The sequence below is a fragment of the Salinivibrio sp. ML323 genome (assembly GCF_001995745.1).
Lineage (GTDB): Bacteria > Pseudomonadota > Gammaproteobacteria > Enterobacterales > Vibrionaceae > Salinivibrio > Salinivibrio kushneri.
The window spans coordinates 1-20,158 of the sequence record NZ_MUES01000036.1; the positions used below are offsets into that span (position 1 = coordinate 1).

General features: G+C 50.7%; 18 protein-coding genes and 1 tRNA gene. 11 read left to right on the plus strand and 8 right to left on the minus strand.

Annotation, left to right across the window (positions count from 1 at the left end; translation table 11 throughout):
- Window positions 1-244: 244 nt before the first annotated feature.
- Complete coding sequence (gene tolC / locus BZG13_RS13965; RefSeq protein ID WP_077487054.1) at window positions 245-1,555, minus strand: outer membrane channel protein TolC; 1,311 nt, start codon at window positions 1,553-1,555, stop codon at window positions 245-247.
- A gap of 273 nt (window positions 1,556-1,828) precedes the next feature.
- Here tolC and nudF point away from each other — a divergent pair, with 273 nt between their 5' ends.
- The 8 genes from nudF to idi all read left to right on the plus strand — a co-directional run bounded on the left by nudF (window position 1,829) and on the right by idi (window position 10,098).
- Entirely contained in the window at window positions 1,829-2,467 is a 639-nt protein-coding gene (gene nudF / locus BZG13_RS13970) for an ADP-ribose diphosphatase (RefSeq protein ID WP_069361722.1), read from the plus strand.
- Between the two features lie 13 nt (window positions 2,468-2,480).
- A complete protein-coding gene (locus tag BZG13_RS13975; protein WP_077459426.1) occupies window positions 2,481-2,927 on the plus strand; it encodes a DUF1249 family protein in 447 nt (148 codons plus the stop codon).
- Between the two features lie 22 nt (window positions 2,928-2,949).
- Window positions 2,950-3,774 (plus strand): 3',5'-cyclic-AMP phosphodiesterase, encoded by an 825-nt coding sequence (gene cpdA, locus BZG13_RS13980; RefSeq protein ID WP_077459413.1) that lies wholly within the window; start codon window positions 2,950-2,952, stop codon window positions 3,772-3,774.
- A complete protein-coding gene (yqiA, locus tag BZG13_RS13985) occupies window positions 3,768-4,355 on the plus strand; it encodes an esterase YqiA (RefSeq protein ID WP_198935532.1) in 588 nt (195 codons plus the stop codon). The genes cpdA and yqiA overlap by 7 nt, the downstream gene beginning before the upstream one ends.
- Before the next feature lie 180 nt (window positions 4,356-4,535).
- On the plus strand, window positions 4,536-6,428 hold the full coding sequence (gene parE / locus BZG13_RS13990; protein WP_077487064.1) for a DNA topoisomerase IV subunit B: 1,893 nt from the start codon (window positions 4,536-4,538) through the stop codon (window positions 6,426-6,428).
- Window positions 6,429-6,453: 25 nt separating this feature from the next.
- Window positions 6,454-8,703 carry a DNA topoisomerase IV subunit A gene (gene parC, locus BZG13_RS13995; protein ID WP_077459416.1) on the plus strand — a complete coding sequence of 750 codons (2,250 nt, stop codon included), beginning with the start codon at window positions 6,454-6,456 and terminating at the stop codon, window positions 8,701-8,703.
- Between the two features lie 97 nt (window positions 8,704-8,800).
- A complete protein-coding gene (locus BZG13_RS14000; protein ID WP_069361726.1) occupies window positions 8,801-9,535 on the plus strand; it encodes a 1-acylglycerol-3-phosphate O-acyltransferase in 735 nt (244 codons plus the stop codon).
- Window positions 9,536-9,549: 14 nt separating this feature from the next.
- Window positions 9,550-10,098: an isopentenyl-diphosphate Delta-isomerase gene (gene idi, locus BZG13_RS14005; RefSeq protein WP_077487056.1), complete on the plus strand. Its 549-nt coding sequence runs from the start codon at window positions 9,550-9,552 to the stop codon at window positions 10,096-10,098.
- 120 nt (window positions 10,099-10,218) lie between these two features.
- On the opposite strand, the gene BZG13_RS14010 is transcribed toward idi, so the two are convergent.
- The 7 genes from BZG13_RS14010 to BZG13_RS14040 all read right to left on the minus strand — a co-directional run bounded on the left by BZG13_RS14010 (window position 10,219) and on the right by BZG13_RS14040 (window position 17,599).
- Window positions 10,219-10,611, minus strand: a complete 393-nt coding sequence (locus tag BZG13_RS14010; RefSeq protein ID WP_077487057.1) for a RidA family protein — start codon at window positions 10,609-10,611, stop codon at window positions 10,219-10,221.
- Between the two features lie 68 nt (window positions 10,612-10,679).
- Entirely contained in the window at window positions 10,680-11,168 is a 489-nt protein-coding gene (locus BZG13_RS14015) for an arginine repressor (protein ID WP_077487058.1), read from the minus strand.
- Between the two features lie 175 nt (window positions 11,169-11,343).
- Window positions 11,344-12,348 carry an ornithine carbamoyltransferase gene (gene argF / locus BZG13_RS14020; protein WP_077487059.1) on the minus strand — a complete coding sequence of 335 codons (1,005 nt, stop codon included), beginning with the start codon at window positions 12,346-12,348 and terminating at the stop codon, window positions 11,344-11,346.
- Between the two features lie 27 nt (window positions 12,349-12,375).
- Window positions 12,376-13,338 carry a carbamate kinase gene (gene arcC / locus BZG13_RS14025; protein ID WP_077487060.1) on the minus strand — a complete coding sequence of 321 codons (963 nt, stop codon included), beginning with the start codon at window positions 13,336-13,338 and terminating at the stop codon, window positions 12,376-12,378.
- Between the two features lie 56 nt (window positions 13,339-13,394).
- On the minus strand, window positions 13,395-14,615 hold the full coding sequence (gene arcA / locus BZG13_RS14030) for an arginine deiminase (protein ID WP_077487061.1): 1,221 nt from the start codon (window positions 14,613-14,615) through the stop codon (window positions 13,395-13,397).
- A 539-nt stretch (window positions 14,616-15,154) separates the two neighbouring features.
- Entirely contained in the window at window positions 15,155-16,609 is a 1,455-nt protein-coding gene (locus BZG13_RS14035) for a YfcC family protein (protein ID WP_077487062.1), read from the minus strand.
- 498 nt (window positions 16,610-17,107) lie between these two features.
- Window positions 17,108-17,599 (minus strand): RDD family protein, encoded by a 492-nt coding sequence (locus tag BZG13_RS14040; RefSeq protein ID WP_077487065.1) that lies wholly within the window; start codon window positions 17,597-17,599, stop codon window positions 17,108-17,110.
- Window positions 17,600-17,816: 217 nt separating this feature from the next.
- Between BZG13_RS14040 and BZG13_RS14045 the strand changes: the two genes are divergently transcribed.
- The 3 genes from BZG13_RS14045 (at window position 17,817) to BZG13_RS14055 (ending at window position 19,809) form a co-directional block, all read left to right on the plus strand.
- Window positions 17,817-17,903 (plus strand) — tRNA-Leu (locus tag BZG13_RS14045).
- Between the two features lie 128 nt (window positions 17,904-18,031).
- The gene (locus BZG13_RS14050) at window positions 18,032-19,519 is read left to right on the plus strand and encodes an aminotransferase-like domain-containing protein (RefSeq protein ID WP_077487063.1); all 1,488 of its coding nucleotides are present in this window, start codon (window positions 18,032-18,034) and stop codon (window positions 19,517-19,519) included.
- A 71-nt stretch (window positions 19,520-19,590) separates the two neighbouring features.
- Entirely contained in the window at window positions 19,591-19,809 is a 219-nt protein-coding gene (locus tag BZG13_RS14055; RefSeq protein WP_069361744.1) for a hypothetical protein, read from the plus strand.
- Window positions 19,810-20,158 lie beyond the last annotated feature (349 nt).

The following is a 20,158-nucleotide window of genomic DNA, read 5'->3' on the forward strand; positions in this document are numbered from 1 at the left end:
GAAGATAGCGTTAGTGGTGAGCTATCTAAGAAAATGCGGCTTTAATATGGCGGATATAAGGCAAATACTGGCTTCTATCCGCCAATTTGGGCGTTGGTCGGTAGCGACCACTCTCTAACAAAAAATATCGCGATCGCGGCCTACGGCCGCTTATCAAAAAGAACCCCGCCTAAAAAGGCGGGGTTCGTCAGCAATCTGAGGTGCCCGTCGGCACCTTTTTGCGTTCTCGAGCCTCAAGTGTGAATCACTCTTGTTTCACCAGCCCTTGGTTAATATCGAGCAAGTCTTGCTCAGACAAGGTGCCCATGGCTTGGTGTAAACGTAAACGGCTTAGAATATAGTCGTAGCGTGCATTGGAGAGGTTGCGGTTGGCATCGTAAAGGCGACGCGTGGCATCCAAAACATCGACAATGGTACGTGTACCCACTTCAAAGCCGGCTTCTGTCGCTTCTAACGCAGAGCGCGCAGAAACCACGGTTTGCTCATAGGCACGCAGGGCACCAATTGAGGCATTGATGTCGTTATAGAAGGCACGCACATCTTTTACCGTGCCGCGGTATTTGGCTTCCAGACTTTGTGACGCGGCCACATACTCATGCTGCGCCTTTTCCACATTGGCCGAGGTGCTGCCGCCAGTGAACAGTGGCAAGCTAAAATCGAGCGCAGCCTTCCCCTCGTTGGAATCAATAGAGCCTGGCGTGTGTTGGTTATCAACATCCGTCATCCCGTATTGTGCGCTGAAGGTCAGCGTGGGCAGGTGGCCGGTTTTGGCCAGCTTAATCTGCTCTTTGGCGGTATCACGGGCAATGCGGTTAGCGAGCAACTCGAGGTTTTTCTCTTCGGCGATTTTGACCAGTGCGGCCGGTTGCTGCTGCGGGTTACTGGCACTAAAACGTTCAGTGTCGAGCACGCGTAAGTCTCTCGGGGCTTGGCCGGTGATCTCTCGCAAGCCTTCATAGCTGTTGGTGAGCGCATTTTCGGCCAAGATTTCATCGGCGAGCACAGCGTCATACTGCGCTTGAGCATCATGCACATCGGTAATTGCCGAAAGGCCCACTTCAAAACGTTGCTTGGTTTGTTCAAGCTGACGGCCCACCGCCGCTTTTTCTGCCTGAATAAATTCAAGCTTATCCATGGCGCGGAGCACGTCAAAATAGGCTTGGGCCACGCGTAGCATTAATCCTTGCTGCTGGGCGGCATAGGTCGCATCTAGCTGGCGGGCCTGCATTTCGCTGATATCCAGGTTGACCCAGCTATCACGTTTGAAAAGCTGTTGGCTTAAGCTGATATCGGCACTGGTGACATCATTATCGTTGCTGTCTTTAGTGTCATTACGTTGGATCGTGTAACTGGCGTTAAGTGCAATTTGTGGTAGCAAGGTGCCACGAGTTGCATCCACAGCAGAAAACGCTGCGTCGCGCTCGGCCGCTGCTTGATTAAGAGTGGGATCGCTTTGCTTCGCTTGTTGATAAATTTGGGCGAGATCATCGGCAAGGGCTGCACTGCTTACGCTGCCGAGTGCCAAGCTTAACGCCAAAGGGAGCAATTTTTTCATAGATGGAATCCCTGAATCTGTGCGATTGGATAAATAAACGTCCACTAGCTTAACGCAATTATGCTTGCGTGAAACTGACAATTTGTTAGGACATTGAGTGTAAACTATCCAATTTGCAAATGGGACTGAAAAATAGTTGTAACTTTTATCAAAAAAGTTAAGTTTGTGGGGTGCGAGAAAGACGCGCGTTGGCGATCGGCACAGGCCAGCGGGTCTAGGCGTGACTCAGCACTTCAGTTCGTCAGCTCGTGTCAGCGAGGATAAGGAGCCCGCATGTCAGACTATCCGCCCGGACAATTCGATCGCGACGATATTGTGATCGAGGATATTTCGCCGCTTTATCAAGGTTTCTTTTCCATTCAGCGCTATCAGTTTCGCCATCGTTTGTTTGAAGGCGGCTGGAGTGGCTCTGTGGTGCGGGAGTTGTTTGAACGTGGCCACGCGGTGGCTGTTTTGCCGTATGATCCCGTACGTGATGAAGTGGTGATGCTTGAGCAAATCCGCGTGGGGGCGATGGCAGCAGGCGCGACACCATGGCAACTGGAAATTGTGGCTGGGATGATAGACAAAGACCAATCCCCCGAGCAGGTTGCCCACCGTGAAGCGCGAGAAGAAGCGGGGCTATTACTGCATCAAATGGAGCGTGTTACCCGTTATTTATCCAGCTCTGGTGGCTGCTCTGAACAGTTGGATGTGTTTGTCGCGATTGTTGATGCCTCGGAAGCTGAAGGCGTACACGGCCTCGACAGTGAAAACGAAGACATTTTGGTGCATCGATTGTCTCGCCAACACGCCTATCAAAAAGTGGTTGATGGCGAGATTGAAAACGCCGCTTCAATTATTGCGTTGCAATGGTTGGAACTCAATGCCAGTCGGTTACGTCAAAGCTATAATGAACAAAACAGTAAATAGACAGTAGGTGCGTGTGAAAACAGAATATCGCGTCGACTTGCCAGCGATGATGCGCTTGTATGAAACCAACTATGCCAAACTTGTCCGTTTGATGCCCAAGCGTGACGAGGTGGGACAGGTGTGTCGATACGATATCCAAGGGCAGGAATATGCCTTGGTCGTGCGTGAGTCAACCCGCTATACCACCTTACTGGATATTGCGCAGTTGAGCCCAGGCGCCGCACCCGATTATTTACGTGCTAACCTGACAGTGCGCTTGTATCACGATGCACGGGTCGCGGAAGTGTGTACCACGCAGCAGATTTCACGCTTAAAACCACGTTATGATTACCCGAATCCGCGTATGCATCAGCGCGACGAAAAACATCAGGTTAATGCATTTTTATCGGATTGGCTTGGCCACTGCTTACGCCGTGGCGTGGTGGCGTCTGATCCTATGTATAAATCATCGTTAAACTAAACCAGCAAAGGTATTTTCAACGTTGCAGTCTTGCCAGATAGATAACGCCGACGGCGATTGTATTCGTCTTTTGCAAATCACCGACACACACCTGTTTGCGAGTGAGCAGGGTAGCTTGCTGGGTATTAATACGCTTCGCAGCTACCATGCGGTGCTGGATGCCATCAGTGCCACTGACCCGACTTTTGACGCTATTATTGCCACGGGGGATCTGTCCCAAGATCACTCTGCCTTATCGTATCGTCGTTTTGTCGACGGTATCGCCCGGTGGTCACAGCCTTGCTTTTGGCTTCCGGGGAATCATGATTATCAGCCAGAAATGAGCGCGGTATTACAGTCAAATACCCTTCGCTCTTGCTCGCAAGTCCTGTTGGGGGAGCACTGGCAAATGGTGCTGCTCGACAGTCAGGTGGCCGGTGTGCCGCACGGTGAGTTATCACAAGTGCAACTGAACCTTTTGGATACACACTTAAGCGCGCACCCTGAACGTCATGCGTTGGTGTTGCTGCACCACCATCCGTTGGATGCAGGAAGCACCTGGTTAGATCAGCACAAACTGGCTAATCGAGAGGCATTCTGGCAAGTGATGGCGCGTCACCCTCAAGCGAAAATTGTGGTGTGTGGGCATATTCATCAGGCATTGGATGTGGGTTATCAAGGCACGCGTGTGATGGCGGCGCCCTCCACCTGTATCCAGTTTATGCCGGACTCACACGACTTTGCGCTCGACAACCAGAACCCAGGTTGGCGCTGGCTTGAGCTGTATGACGACGGACGCGTAGACACGCAAGTGGTGCGTATAACCGGTCAGCATTTTCGGCCAGACTTCGATTCCAGCGGATATTAATCATGCCATCAGCGTTGCTTTATCTTCATGGCTTTAACAGCTCGCCGCAATCGTTAAAGGCGAGACAGATGCAAGCCTATTGCGCCCAACATCGTAGTGATATTGAGGTGTTGGTGCCACAACTGCCCAGTCACCCTGAGCCCACCGTGCAGTTGCTGACAGAACTGATCACGCGCTTTAGCGAAACCCATCGACTGGGTTTGGTGGGAAGTTCGTTGGGGGGCTTTTTGGCCACCTGGCTGAGTGAGCGTTATCAACTGCCCGCTGTGCTGGTTAATCCCGCCGTTCGCCCTTACGAACTCTTGCAAGATTATGTTGGGGAACAAGTTAATCCTTACACCCAAGAACGCTACACCCTCGAGGCCGCCGATATCCACGCCCTGCGTGAGATTGATGTGCCTGTCTTATCTCATCCTGAGCGATTTTGGTTATTGCAACAGGAAGGTGATGAGGTGCTGGACTATCGCCAAGCAGTGGAAAAATTCAGTGCCAGTCAACAAACGGTTGAGCCGGGAGGCGACCATAGCTTTGTGGGCTTTGAACGTTACTGTGGGGATATCCTCCAGTTTCTTGGTCTCTAGCGCACTATCACGCCAGAGGCATTGAAACAGAGGCACGCAGACGCAGGCTCGTGCTATCTTAGCCTTTACTTCCCAGCAGACGGATAGCAGCTCACAGAAACTTGTGGCAATCTGGCACCGCGCTTGACAAGCGGATCCCCCTTGCTGACCATGTCATCACATTTATTAAGCCAATCGATTATGACAGAACAAAATTATAACGCAGGATCGATAGAAGTCCTCAATGGGCTCGAGCCCGTGCGCCGACGCCCCGGTATGTATACAGATACCAGTCGCCCTAACCATCTTGGGCAGGAAGTCATCGACAATAGTGTTGATGAAGCGTTAGCCGGCCATGCCAGCAAGATTGATGTGATTCTCCATGCCGACCAATCACTGGAAGTGATTGATGATGGTCGTGGTATGCCGGTTGATATTCACCCCGAAGAGGGCGTCTCTGGGGTTGASCTGATTCTATGCAAACTGCATGCGGGCGGTAAGTTCTCCAACAAAAGCTACCAATTTAGCGGTGGTTTACACGGGGTGGGGATCTCCGTAGTCAATGCGCTGTCTCATCGGGTAGAGATTACCGTTAAGCGCGATGGTCAAGTCTACGACATTGCCTTTGAAAACGGCGACAAAGTACAAGATTTAACCGTGACCGGTACCTGTGGTCGTCGCAACCGTGGCACGCGCGTTCACTTTTGGCCAGATGGCCAATTTTTTGATTCTGACAAGTTTTCACTGGCCCGTCTTAAAACCATCTTAAAAGCCAAGGCAGTGCTGTGCCCGGGACTGACGGTCAATCTCACTGATAAAAACACCGATGAGGCCACATCCTGGTGTTACCAGGATGGGTTGAAAGACTACCTCGCTGACAGTGTCAAAGGCTATGAAGTTCTGCCGGAAACACCTTTTATCGGCGAATTCAGTGGCCAGACCGAAGCCGCGGATTGGGCGGTTATTTGGTTGCCAGAAGGGGGCGAGCTAACGACAGAAAGCTATGTCAACCTGATCCCAACGGCACAAGGTGGCACGCATGTGAATGGCTTGCGCCAAGGGATGCTGGAAGCGATGCGCGAATTCTGTGAGTTCCGTAACCTTCTCCCGCGCGGCGTTAAGCTGACCGCCGACGATATCTGGGAGCGTTGTGCCTACGTGCTCTCGGTTAAAATTCAAGACCCACAGTTTGCGGGGCAAACCAAAGAGCGCTTGTCCTCTCGTCAATGTGCGGCGTTTGTGTCTGGGGTGGTCAAAGATGCCTTTAGTTTGTGGCTCAATGAGCGTCCCCACCTTGCTGAGCGTTTGGCGGAAGTGTGTATTGCCAGTGCCCATCGCCGCATGCGTGCCGCGAAAAAGGTGGTGCGTAAGAAGGTGGCATCAGGCCCCGCGCTACCCGGAAAGCTCACAGATTGTGCGATGCAAGACTCGAGTCGCACCGAGCTATTTTTGGTTGAGGGGGACTCGGCAGGTGGGTCAGCTAAGCAGGCTCGGGATCGCGAATTTCAAGCGGTGATGCCGCTTCGAGGTAAGATCCTCAATACATGGGAAGTCTCCGCAGACCAAGTATTGGCCTCTCAAGAAGTACATGATATCTCTGTGGCGCTGGGCATTGACCCTGATTCTGGGGACTTGGGGAATCTTCGTTACGATAAAATCTGCATCCTCGCCGATGCGGACTCCGATGGCCTACATATTGCGACCTTACTATGTGCACTCTTTGTGCAGCACTTTAGATCCTTGGTTCAGGCTGGCCATGTGTACGTGGCGATGCCGCCGCTTTACCGCATTGATTGTGGCAAAGAGGTTTTTTATGCCTTGGATGAAGATGAAAAAGCAGGGATCCTTGAGCGTTTGAGCAATAAACGCGGCAAAATCAATGTGCAACGCTTTAAAGGCTTGGGGGAAATGAACCCATTACAGCTGCGTGAAACTACCATGGATCCCAATACCCGTCGCCTGGTTCAGCTCACCATTGATGATGATGAGCAGACGCAGCAACTGATGGACATGCTGCTGGGTAAAAAACGGGCAGAGGACCGCCGTCATTGGTTGCAGCAAAAAGGCGATATGGCCGAGCTTATCGATATCTAAATTACTATAACGGGATCTAATTCGCATGACAGAGGTGACTTATGATGGGGTAGAGCAGCTTGCTCTGCGCCAGTTCACTGAGGACGCATACCTCAATTACTCGATGTACGTCATCATGGATCGCGCACTGCCGTTTATCGGCGATGGCTTAAAGCCAGTGCAGCGCCGGATCATTTACGCGATGTCAGAGCTGGGGCTATCGGCCACGGCAAAATATAAAAAATCGGCGCGTACTGTCGGGGATGTATTGGGTAAATACCATCCTCATGGCGACTCGGCGTGTTACGAGGCCATGGTATTGATGGCTCAGCCGTTTTCCTATCGTTATCCGCTGGTGGACGGTCAGGGTAACTGGGGGGCACCTGACGATCCTAAATCGTTTGCGGCGATGCGTTACACGGAATCACGTTTATCACGCTTCTCTGAAGTGTTGCTGCAAGAACTCGGGCAAGGGACGGTTGAATGGGGGCCTAATTTTGATGGCACCATGAAAGAGCCTAAAACCTTGCCGGCACGCTTACCGCATATTCTCCTCAATGGGATCACCGGGATTGCGGTGGGGATGGCGACAGATATTCCGCCACATAATGCGCGTGAGCTTGCTAATGCCTTGGCCGCAATGATCGATAAGCCGAGCCTGGACTTAGACGGTGTACTAGAGCATGTGCAGGGGCCTGACTACCCCACCGAAGCGGAAGTGATCACGCCGAAGTCAGATTTGAAAAAGCTCTATGCGAGCGGCCGTGGCTCTATCAAAATGCGCGCGCTGTGGCATAAAGAAAGCAATGAAATCGTGATCACTGCGCTGCCTCATCAAGTGTCGGGCGCTAAGCTGCTAGAGCAAATCGCCAATCAAATGCGGGCGAAAAAGCTGCCGATGGTGGACGATCTCCGTGATGAGTCGGATCATGAAAACCCGACCCGGATTGTGATTGTGCCGCGCTCTAACCGTGTCGATTGTGATCAACTGATGGATCACTTGTTCGCCTCGACCGATCTAGAGAAGAACTACCGCGTTAACCTCAATATGATTGGCCTGGATGGACGCCCGCAAGTTAAAGGCTTACAGGGCATCTTATCTGAGTGGTTAACGTTCCGCCGCCAGACGGTGAGACGTCGCCTTGAACATCGGCTGGAAAAAGTCCTCGCTCGCCTGCATATTCTAGAGGGCTTACTCGCCGCTTACCTGAACATTGATGAGGTGATTGAAATCATCCGCAGTGAGGATGAGCCAAAAGCCGAGCTGATTGCACGTTTTGGTTTGAGCGAGAAACAGGCAGAGGCGATCCTTGAGATCAAATTACGCCAGTTAGCCAAGCTTGAGGAAATCAAGATCCGTGGTGAGCAAGATGAATTGAGCAAAGAGCGCGATAAGCTCGAGAAACTGCTTGGCTCCGATCGTCGCTTGAATACCTTAATCAAAAAAGAAATCCTCGCGGATGCGGAAAAATACGGGGACGACCGCCGTTCCCCGCTGGTTGAGCGAGCAGAGGCCAAAGCGTTAACCGAGCGTGACTTGGTCCCCAGCGAACCCATCACTGTGGTGCTCTCAGATAAAGGGTGGATCCGCCACGCCAAAGGGCATGATGTGGATGCCTCTGGCCTTAACTACAAAGCAGGCGACAAGTTCCTCGACGCAGCACCGGGAAAAAGTAATCAACCCGCGGTTTTCCTGGGGTCTGATGGTCGCAGTTATGCCATAGAGTCGCACACTTTGCCATCAGCACGCAGCCAAGGTGAGCCGATTACTGGGCGAATTAATATCACCCCAGGCTCGTCGATTCGTCATGTACTAATGGCCGATGAGGGACAGTTCACATTGGTGGCCTCGGATGCCGGTTATGGGTTTGTCTGCAAGCAAGCGGATATGTTATCCAAAAACCGTAGCGGTAAGGCCTTACTGACCGTGCCTGATCAGGCTGAAGTGATGCCGCCACGCCAGGTTGTTGATTTGGAAAGCGATTTGATTGTCGCGATTTCCAATGAAGGCCGCATGCTGGTGTTCCCGGTCCATGAGCTTCCGCAACTGAGTAAAGGGAAAGGGAATAAGATCATTAATATTCCTGGCGCACGTGCCAAATCACGTGAAGAGGTGTTAAGTCAACTGTATGTGGTGCCGGCCAATGCCGGGGTGACCTTGCACGCTGGGAAACGCAAACTGACCTTAAAACCGGATGATCTCACGCATTATCGTGGCGAGCGAGGTCGACGAGGCAGTATGCTGCCGCGTGGTCTTCAGCGTGTCGATCACATCGAGATCCTGCCCGAACGCTAAGTCGCTACCGCCCCTGACTCCAGGGGCGGAGCGGGTGCATTTTTGCGCTGAATCGGTATACTGACTCGCCTTTCACGCCTGCTCTTTGGAGAGAGAAATGATTTTTGTCGTGCGACTGCTGGCTTTATTGATTGTCGCTGTTTTACTGTTTGTTTTTGGTGGGTTGTATTGCTTGTTAAGCCCTCGCAATCCTCGTAATTGCTACCATATCAGTAAGTGGTTTGGACGCCTCTCTGTTTTGTTCGGGATTCGCCTTGAACTGCGCTTCGCGGAAGGGGCCCCGCGTGAGCCTGGCGCTAGCGTGTGTATTGCCAACCACCAAAGTAATTGGGATATGGTGACCTTATCGAATGCGTTGATGCCTGGCGCGGTCACCGTGGGTAAGAAAAGCCTGTTATGGATCCCCATTTTTGGCCAGCTGTATTGGCTCACGGGCAACGTGTTGATTGATCGTGCCAATCGTAGTAAAGCCATGGGCACCATTGCACAGGTCACAGAGAAAATCCGAGCCAAACAATTAAGCGTATGGTTATTTCCTGAAGGGACACGCTCACGTGGACGTGGTTTGTTACCTTTCAAAACCGGCGCATTTCATGCTGCTATTGGCGCGAACGTCCCCTTGATTCCAATCGTATGTAGCTCGACACATCACCTAAAAGCGAACCGTTGGAACAACGGCCATGTGATTGTTGAAGTGATGGCGCCGATTTCGTCAACGGGCTACGATAAAGACAATGTCCGTGACCTCGCTAAGCATTGCCATCAGGTGATGAAAAACAAGCTCGAACAGCTTGATGCAGAAGTGGCGGAGCGCAACCAAGGCGTTCGCTAATTGAGGATAGGTTTATGACTTCAGCCCAGCGCCACCATGTGGTTTTGGTGTCACCGAGCGGTGAACCTCAAGGGATCGCTGAAAAGTTGGAGGCCCATCAGCAAGGATGGCTGCACCTGGCCTTCTCAGTGATGTTGTTTCGTTGCAACGAACAGGGTGAGCGTGAGTACTTGCTGCAGCGTCGCGCGTTGGACAAGTATCACAGTGGCGGGCTGTGGACCAATACGTGCTGCTCGCACCCCAAACAAGATGAGCCGGTTGCAGCGGCGGCGAAACGGCGTTTATACGAAGAGCTAGGCATTGCGCGCCCGCTTGATTTTACCCTGGGCCCGTGTTTTGAATACCGTGCCGAGTTGGATAACGGGTTGATAGAGCATGAATGGGACCAAGTCATCGCCTGTGAAGTCAGCCATGTCGACATGATCCCTAACCCAGATGAAGTAGCAGACTGCCGCTGGTGGTCTGAAGGGGAAGTCAAGCAGGCGATGGTGGATGCTCCCGAGCGCTTCACCGCTTGGTTTGCTGACGTTTTATCACGTATCGATGTGATGGCGCGCTGTTGATAAGCGTGTGCCATGCAACCACGAGATAAAAAAGCGGCGCCTGGAGGCGCCGGTTTTGCGTTAGCTTTTGGTTGAAGTAGCTTTTCGCTGAAATAGCTTTTCGTTGCCGTCGCTTACCAATTAGGCTTGGCGCACCGCAATCGCTTCAATTTCGATATCAACATCCTTGGGCAGGCGTGCGACTTCAACGCATGAACGAGCAGGATAGCTTTCCACACCGTGCTCATCGAAGAACGCACCATACACTTTGTTGACATCGGCAAAGTCTTCCATATTTTTGACAAACACAGTGAGCTTAACAATATCATTCACTTTAAGCCCAGCAGCTTCAACCACTGCTTTAACGTTGTCGAGAGACTGACGTGTTTGTGCGGTGATTTCAGGCGAGATCTGGCCAGTCACTGGGTTGACGGGAATTTGACCTGAGGTCACCACCATGTTGCCAAGGTCAACGCCTTGCGAATACGGACCAATAGCTTCTGGTGCCTGCTCGGTTTGCAGTACTTGGGTCATTGTTAGTTCCTTTGTTATAAAAAGCGACACCTATAGTCTGCAACGGTTAGCTTGCCACGTAAAGCCGTTTACTCAGGGGCGAGGCGGTCTCGAATCACTTGTTCGCAGGCGGCAAGCTCATTGAGCTGGCGGGGGGCCACCAGGACAGTGTCGTTCCCGCCAACCGTTCCTAAGATCAAAGGATGTCGGTGCAAGTCGAGTAAGCGAGCGATCAACTGTGCGCCGCCTGGATGCGTTTTCACGACCACCATGGCTTGGCTACAGGTGATGTCATCGATTTGCGAGCCGACAGAAGATACCGCGTAGACAGGCTCCATGTCTCCGCTGAGCGCGTAGACCTTTTGCCCATGCGCATTGGGCACTTTGGCGACCCCGAGCTTGGATAGTAGGCGTGAAACGGTCGACTGGCTGACATCAAGATAGCCAAGTTGGACCAATTGCTGGCGCACGGCGTCTTGGGTGGTAAAGCTTTGCGTTTGCAGCAGGTGTCGACACGCAGAGAGGATATCGTCCTCTGGTGTGGCGGTTTCTACCGATAGAATTGCATCATTAACCACGGGCAACCCCTTATAATAAACGGCATTTCACGTCTATATCAGTGTATAAAGCTGATAATGCGTGATTCAATCGCATATGCTATCAGTTGCTTTTATAGGAAACTTTGATGGGTGTCACTGGGTGGTATCAATATTGAGAAATAGGGCGCCGAGCGGCGCCCAGAGTCAGATGGCGTTAATCGCCAAGGGTGGCAACCATTACCGCTTTGATGGTGTGGAGGCGGTTTTCTGCTTCGTCAAACACAATCGAGCAGTCTGACTCAAACACATCTTCGGTGACTTCTAGGCCTTTTAACCCATACTTTTCTTCGATTTCTGCCCCTACTGTGGTCTCGTTATTATGGAAGGCAGGGAGACAGTGCATGAATTTCACGTGCGGGTTCCCCGTGGCTTTCACCACATCCTTATTAACTTGATAGGGTTTCATCATCGCGACGCGCTCGTCCCACGCTTCTTTAGACTCTCCCATCGACACCCAGACATCGGTGTACAAGAAGTCACAATCTTTCACGCCTTCTTGTACGTCTTCGGTGAGCGTAATGCGTGCGCCGGTTTGCTCTGCGATTTCGCGGCATTGTGCGACGAGATCTTCTTCCGGCCAGAATGCTTTCGGAGCCACTAAGCGAATATCCATTCCCACTTTCGCGGCACCGACCATCAGGGAGTTCCCCATATTGTTTCGGGCATCGCCGAGGTATGCAAAGCGCATTTCGTGTAACTGCTTGCCGCGGCCATGTTCGAGCATGGTCATTAAGTCAGCCAAAATTTGCGTAGGATGAAACTCGGTGGTTAACCCATTCCAGACAGGTACCCCTGCGAACTCACCCAGCTCTTCGACAATATCCTGGCCAAAGCCACGGTACTCAATGCCGTCATACATCCGCCCCAATACGCGAGCGGTGTCCTTCATCGATTCTTTATGGCCAATTTGTGAGCCTGTTGGGCCGATGTAGCTCACCTGGCCGCCTTGATCAAACACAGCGGTTTCAAAGGCACAACGGGTGCGTGTTGACGACTTTTCAAAGATCAGAGCAATGTTCTTACCTTTCAGACGCGGTGTTTCATAACCGTTGTATTTGGCTTTTTTGAGTTCAATCGCCATGTCGATAAAGTGTTGGATCTCACGAGGTGTGAAGTCCAGCAGTTTTAAAAAGTTACGGTTGCGTAGGTTAAAAGCCATAATGGGCAATCCTCTTTGTTATGGGTCTCAGGCTTGTGCAGGCGCAGGTTGGCCGTGAGAAATATTGTTGTTATTGACTGAGTGTGGACGAATACGTGTGCCGGCTTGGCCTGCTAAAATCGCAAGACCATCTTCGAGGGCACCAATCCCTACTAGCTTGCCGCCTTGGCGAATAAACTCGCAGGAGGCATCGATTTTTGGCCCCATAGAGCCGGCATCGAAGGTATATTGGCTGAGAGCATCGGGCGTTGTGTCGGCAAGTGCGCGTTGATTGGGCTCACCATAATTTAGGTAAACCGCGTCGGCATCGGTCAAAATAAGCAGCGCATCGGCATTGATTTGACGGGCGAGAAACGCAGCAGACATATCTTTATCAATGACCGCTTCAATACCTTTGAGTTGCCCCTCCTCTTGAATGACTGGGATACCGCCACCGCCGGTACAAATCACTAAATGCCCCTGTTTGATCAAACTGGCAATGGCATCATCCTCAATAATGCCAGTGGGTTGCGGGCTAGGTACCACCCGACGGAAATATTGGCCATCCGGTTTAATATCCCAGCCATACTTGTCAGCAAGCTGATTCGCCTCTTGTTGGTCATACACAGGGCCAATCGGTTTGGTGGGATTGGCGAATGCCGGATCCTTGGGATCCACCGTCATTTGCGTGAGCATGCAAGATACGTGTTGCTCTGGTGCTAAGTTATGTAGCTCTTGCATCAGCATATAGCCAATCATGCCCTGGGTTTCAGAGCCAAGTACATCTAAAGGGTAAGGAGTAACGGATTTGTATTCGAGCCCCTGCAGGGCTAGTAAGCCAACTTGGGGGCCATTACCGTGGACAAGCACTACATTGTATTGCTCACCAATTGCCGCGATGGTTTTCGCCGCTTTGGCAATGTTGGCGCGTTGAATGTCGGCTTCTAAAGGCTCGCCTCGACGCAGGAGGGCGTTGCCACCTAATGCAACGACGACAGTGGGTTTATTCATAATCATACTCTCTACAGTCGGTGGGGGCTGAGCCAGGCGCTCAGCCCATGCGAGGATTAAATACCATCACGATGAATCGGGCAGCTCATGCAGCGTGCGCCGCCGCGGCCGCGACCTAGCTCATCACCCGGGATGGAGAGAACAGTGATCCCGGCTTTGTCGTATTTCTCGTTGGTATAAGTGTTGCGCTCGTAGCCGACGATCACACCTGGGCGAACGGTCAAGACGTTGTTGGCGTCATTCCACTGTTCACGTTCCGCTTCAAAGCTATCGCCGCCCGTGGTGATCAGGTTCAGTGGGCCGACATCGAGGGCTTTTTCGATGGCGGTGAGGAAGTAGTCTTCTTCGCGCACATTGAGGTGGCCACTACGGTCACCGGTCAGACTCCAACATTGGATGTCTTTGCGAATCACTTCGGGGTACACCGAGAAGGTGTCTTCACGCATGTGAGTCATCACGGTATCCAGATGCATGCAGGAGCGATGTTTTGGCAGCTCCATGGCAATCACTTGCTTGGCTTGGCCGTGTTTGAACAGGCTGGATGCGAGGTTTTCCACCCCTTGTGGCGTAGTGCGTTCAGACATGCCAATCAATACCACGCCTTTCCCTAAGACAGTGACATCGCCGCCTTCAATGGTGGCATTGTCATAATCAATATTCTCGCCACCGAAGTAGGTAATAAAGTCGCCGTTCGCAAAGCGAGGGTGCCATTTGTAGATGGCCCGCAAGTGGTTCGTTTCACGCTTACGTGCGGGCTTGGCCATGGGGTTAATCGACACACCACCATATAACCAGCACGAGGTGTCACGTGTGAATAAGTGGTTAGGCAAGGGGTCAATGATAAAGTCGGATGGGGCGTGCATCGCTTGTAACATCGAGGTCGAGGCAATCGGTAGCTCGGAGTACGCTAGCCCCCCTAAGAACATGGAGGCGAGTTCGTGGTGGGGGAGATCATTGAGGTAGCAGCGAATATCGTTCGCAAATGACGGACCAAAGGTATAGTCCGAGATCTTAAGGTTCATCAGCCAGGCTTTGGCTTCGGGGACATCCAGGGTTTCGGCAAGGAGGTTTTGCAGCAATAACACCTCAACGCCCTGATCGCGTAGCGTTTGAGCGAATTTGTCATGCTCTTCCCCCGCCCGTTCCACTGACAGAACATCGTCGAAAAGTAAATCATGACAGTTTGAGGGGGTCAGGTGGGTTAAAGCACGCTCGGGGCGGTGCAACATCACGGTGCGTAATTGACCAATTTCAGAGCCGACATAGAAGTTGTTCATCTTTCTTTCTCCGTTTATCTCTGCTTGGCTTTTTATCGGAAGGGAAATAAAAAGTGCAGGTTTCTTATTGGGTACAGATTTATTCTAACGCGGTGAGCCGGTTGAACTTGAAGTTAGATCACATTGAAAACACTGCCTACGTTTCGGGGTTTTTACCCTGTGTTAATGGTATTTATGGCAGCATTGAAAAATGGTTTTTAATATTTAGTCACTTTTACTGAGTGCTTAGCGATATTATTTTTAAAGTGCTAGGTTTTTAGCGGTGGGTTTATACTTTTTATGCCTTTTTTATTTTGTTTCCATTTCACCTTATGCGGATTAAATGAATGATTATCTGTAGTGGTTTTTATATTTAACAAATGCCGACCGATTTTTGTTTTTATTTGTGATGACGATCGGTATTAAATCGCTTTGTGTTAATAATGTAATCTCAGTGTGAACGGAGTGGGGAAGCGTGCGCGGATAGCGGGGGACGTGATAGATATAAAAAAGCGCACTGCTTGATAGCAGTGCGCGCTACGCTAAGTTGATGACTGATATTATAACATGACGCCAAGGCTAAGCATGGCCATGATCATAATGGTAAGAATGCCAAGCAAGGGGGCGACCCATTTTATCCATTTCGCATAAGGCACGCGGGCAATGGCCAAACCCCCCATGACTACGCCGGAGGTAGGTGTAACGAGATTGACGATCCCCGAAGCCGATTGATAGGCGGTTACCACCAATTCGCGCCCGACGTTCGCAAAGTCGGCCAATGGTGCCATAATTGGCATGGTGAGCACTGCCAAGCCAGATGAGGAAGGCACCAAGAATGACAATAATACTTCCAACCAATACATCACGTTAATAAAGACGAAAGAAGATAAACCGCTGACTAAGCTCTCGGCACTATTAAGGATGGTGTCGGTAATCATGCCTTTATCCATAATCACCACGATCCCACGGGCAATGCCGATGATCAGCGCTACACCGAGTAGGTCTCTTGCCCCATCAATAAAGCTGGTGGTGATTTCTTCTTCGCTCATGCGTGCAATCAAGCCAATGATGATCGCAGCCCCCAGGAAGACGGCGGAGATCTCTGCCATCCACCACCCGAGCGAGGAGACGCCATAAATCATGACCGCGAATGCACCGGCAAAAATGGTAAGGATGACCTTACGTGTGGCGGTGAAGTCTAGGCTTTGATTATCATCGTGCTCGCCAAGGAAATGTTTTTTATTACTTTCATACTGGTCATAAACAATGGATTGGCTTTGGTCAGCGCGTACTTTTCGAGCATAGCGCATGACATAGGCGACACAAATGAGCCAACCAATGGCCAAAATGGCGAGACGCAGCAGAATACCGTCGGTAAAAGGAATGCCTGCGGCATTGGCAGCAATCACAGTCGCAAACGGGTTAATGGTTGAGCCTAATGTGCCAATACCTGCGCCAAGTAGCACGGTGGCAGCGGCAACGACAGGATCAAAACGCGCGGCCATCATCACAGGCACGAGTAGCGTATAAAAAGGCAATGACTCTTCCGCCATACCATAAATAGTGCCCCCGGCGGCAAATAAGCCCATCAAAATGGGGATCATCCACTCTTCGCGTCCCTCCAGGCGTTTAGTGACGCGTTCAATCCCCGCATCAATGGCACCGGTTTTGGTGACCAGCCCTAAAAAGCCACCAATGATCAGAATGAACAGCGAGACATCAATGGCGGCGGCTTCATACGTTTGGTGGTTATAAAAGCCATCAATGGGGGCCAAAAGGACATCAACGATACCTTGCGGATTACTTTCAACTTGCTGATAAGTACCTGATATTGGCACTTGTTGACCCAGTTCTTCGTTAAGAGTGCGGTCGTATTGCCCGGCGGGCACCACCCAACTTAGGGCGGCGACGACGGCGATAAGAATGAATAGAATGGTATAGGCAGACGGGAACTTTAGGTTCGAGAGCCAGCCTTTTTTTTGGGAACACTGTGAGTACTCATACTTTCTCCTCATACCTCTTATTAGCATCTATAGTGCGCTACACGTGTTGAGGTAATTCCGTTAATTTCACGTTATTTATTATTCTTATGCCGTGGTACATGGCTTTGTATTCATTGTAAAAGTGGTTCCCTTTTTACTTCTTAGTGATATCTCACAAAAGACGAGGTAGTTAATAATCAACCAAGAAAATGTTTTTAATAAAAATGAATGCAGCACTGTTATTTATGCGTAGCTATCACTTTCTTTTTTTTGTGCTGTTTGGATTTTTATGGATTAAATAACCTTGGGTGCACTTCTTTTACGGTGATGAAGGTTGAGTTAAAGATGAGTTTATGTGCAAGTTGTGATTATTTAGTCAATTAGCTGCTCTGCATGTGGTGAATAAAACTCAAAATATAGCGGATAGATGAATAGGTAAAAATCAACCYATTTATTGTCTTATATCAATTTATAACGGTGAGCCGGTAGGTAGGGCAGGGCACGCAGCAGGTGCCCAATCGAAAGAGGTGATTAGTTTTTTTTGTTCTTAACCGGCTTGGGGAGCACAATCATGTCGCATTCGGCGAAGTGGTCTTGAAATGAGCGGTTATTAATATCAAAGATGACAACCAGATTACCGAGACCAAAGCAGGCAGTGGCCAAACGAATTACCGCTTGGGTAGGGCGGATATTGCTGCCATCGGTGTTCTGTAGCTTGAGTCGCCACGCGCGCATACCCAGCGTCTGTCCGGCCTTACACCAAAAGTAGCCATAAAAACCACCGATGACACAGGCCAGATACGCGGTATAAAGCGGATTGACAATTGGATGATGGGTTAAGAAGTCACTGATGTCTTGGTAAGGCGCAATCGACATGCCTAGCACCTGTGCCAGTGCGAGTATGGCCATCATTCCCCCTCCCGCGAGCATGAGCAAAGCTGCCACGACGAGGAGATCATAAAGCCAAGCGGCTAAACGCCGGAAAAAGCCTGCGGTTGGGCAAGCGATAGAAGAAGTTTGCATTTGATTGTTCACATCCCAGTCCTCAATTCGCAGCTAGCCTAGCATAGACTGGCTGACAGTGAGTAAGCTTCTACCTCGGTTTTGCGATGTCTTTTGGGGACAAACTCAGCATCAATGTGGCTGAATGACTTGAATTGGTTAAAAATAGTGCGAACGAACGGATTTTTATTTTTATTGCTTGCACTCCAAAGGCCGGTACGTATAATTGCCCCCACTTGCCGAGATGGCGGAATTGGTAGACGCAGCGGATTCAAAATCCGCCGCCTTAACGGGTGTGAGGGTTCAAGTCCCTCTCTCGGCACCAAATCCCAAGAAAGCCCCAGTCGAAAGACTGGGGCTTTTTTCGTTGTGGGTAAAGATTAGCGCTGATCAGGTCACACTCCGCTACATTCCATCCCGTCAATTGTTACTTGCCAAGGTATGATCGCTGTCATGGCAATAACAGGGAGTAGCAGTGTGCAAATGCGTTATCGAAACATTGCCAGCTGGATAGAAACACAAATTCAGCAGCGTGTTTGGCAAGTCGGTGATCGGATCCCTTCGGTGAGGGAGATGAGTCGGCTTCAACATGTCAGCCCAATGACGGTAATGAGAGCTTATGAGCAATTAGAAGCCGATGGTTGGGTTGAGGCGCGTCCGCGCTCTGGCTTTTTTGTGCGGCCTCATTATAACAAGCTCGCGGTGGATGCATTGGCACGACCACAAGCGCAATCTCAGTGGCTCGACACCCATCAAGATGTGTTTGATGTGATCAGTGCTAGCCATAAAGGCGCGTACTACCCATTTGGTTCAGCTTTTCCTGATCCTCAGTTATTTCCCATGCAAGCGCTTGGCCGTGCGATGGCGCGCGTGCTGCGTCAATCCTCTCATCCCGATCACTTTACCATTTTACCGCCGGGCGATAGTGGTTTACGTCGACTGATTGCACAGCGCTATCTTCGTCAGGGAATAAAAGTCAGTATTGATGAAATCATTATTACTAATGGGGCGATAGAGGCATTGAGTCTGTCTTTGGCGGCAGTGACCGAGCCAGGTGATAAAGTGATTATTGAAGCCCCCGCCTTCTACGGAGTGTTACAGACACTCGAACGTTTACAGCTTGAAGCCGTTCCCGTCACGGTTGACCCTGAAACAGGGGTCGATATCCATGCACTGGAACATGCGCTTGCGTCTCACTCGATCAGTGCGTGTTGGTTGATGAGCAACTTCCATAACCCCACCGGTGCATCGATACCTGCTCCACGTAGGCCTGATGTCGTCAACTTATTGGTGACGTATCAAGTACCGTTAATAGAAGATGACGTCTATGGGGAGCTTTTCTTCGCCGAAGCCAGACCGATGCCGCTTAAAGCGTATGATACACAGGGCGGCGTACTGCACTGTGGCTCGTTTTCGAAACAGCTGGCCCCCGGATTCCGTGTTGGTTGGATAGCGGCAGGGTGTTATGCGATGCAAATAGAGAAGCGTCAGTCTGTCTCGAGCTTGGCTGTGGGCGCGCCCAACCAGTTGGCGATTGCCGATTATTTAAAGCAAGGTGGTTATGATTCGCATCTACGGCGATTGCGCGAAACCTTGTTTGCCCGTCAAGCGTTGATTCGAGCAGAACTCAAGGCACTGCTACCGGCCTCTACACGGATTAGTCAGCCTAAGGGAGGCTACTTTTTATGGGTTGAGCTCGATAAGCGCGTCGATACGCACATACTTTTTCAAGCTTTGAGGCCATATGGCGTGACTATCGCACCGGGGGCACTGTTTGCCAGTGACGGACGCTTCAATCACTGCTTTCGACTCAATGTGTCGGTTGTGGGTAGGCAAAACACAGGGGCGCTAAATAATCCTCAAAGCTTGGAGGGGCTCAAACAGATTGCGACGTCGCTCTCAGCTTTATCTGTGCAATCAACTGTCACAGCTGAATACTGAACTATCTGTACTAATCCTCAGCGTGTCTCCCTCGATAGACTCAATGCGTGCACAACATTAAGGGGGAAAGGATGAAATCAGAACTCAGTATGATGGTCGTTGCGATAATTTGCGCGGCTTTATTGATCCTTGGCCATGTCATCATCATAGAAACACTTGCCTACTATACTTGGGCACAATGGACAGCTGGAGCGATCCCTTTTGTTCTTTTGCTGATGGCGTGGGGCTCAGTACGCTACTGTCGAGCTAAAGAGCGCGCGGAAGAAAGACGGCAATCACACTCGCACTAACGATTGAGCACACAAGGGCGCGTGAGGACCAGCCACCTTATGCGATCGCCACCAAGAAAAGCGCCTTTTGGCTACCTTTGCTTATTTTGTGAGCAAACAGGTAGCGAGGCGCTTTTTTTTTATATTTGGGGGTTGCGGGAAAAACTGAGATCTCTATACTGCGCTTCCTGTTGACGGGGCAACGAGACGCAAGTCACGAAATGCCGACCACGAAGTCAACACGCTCTTTAACAATTTGACCTATGCAATCTGTGTGGGCACTCGTTAAGAATAGACAAAAAGATTTATTCGATGAACTGAGTGACCAAACGACAACTTTTATAGTTGTTCGGCACAGTCAATTCGTTTG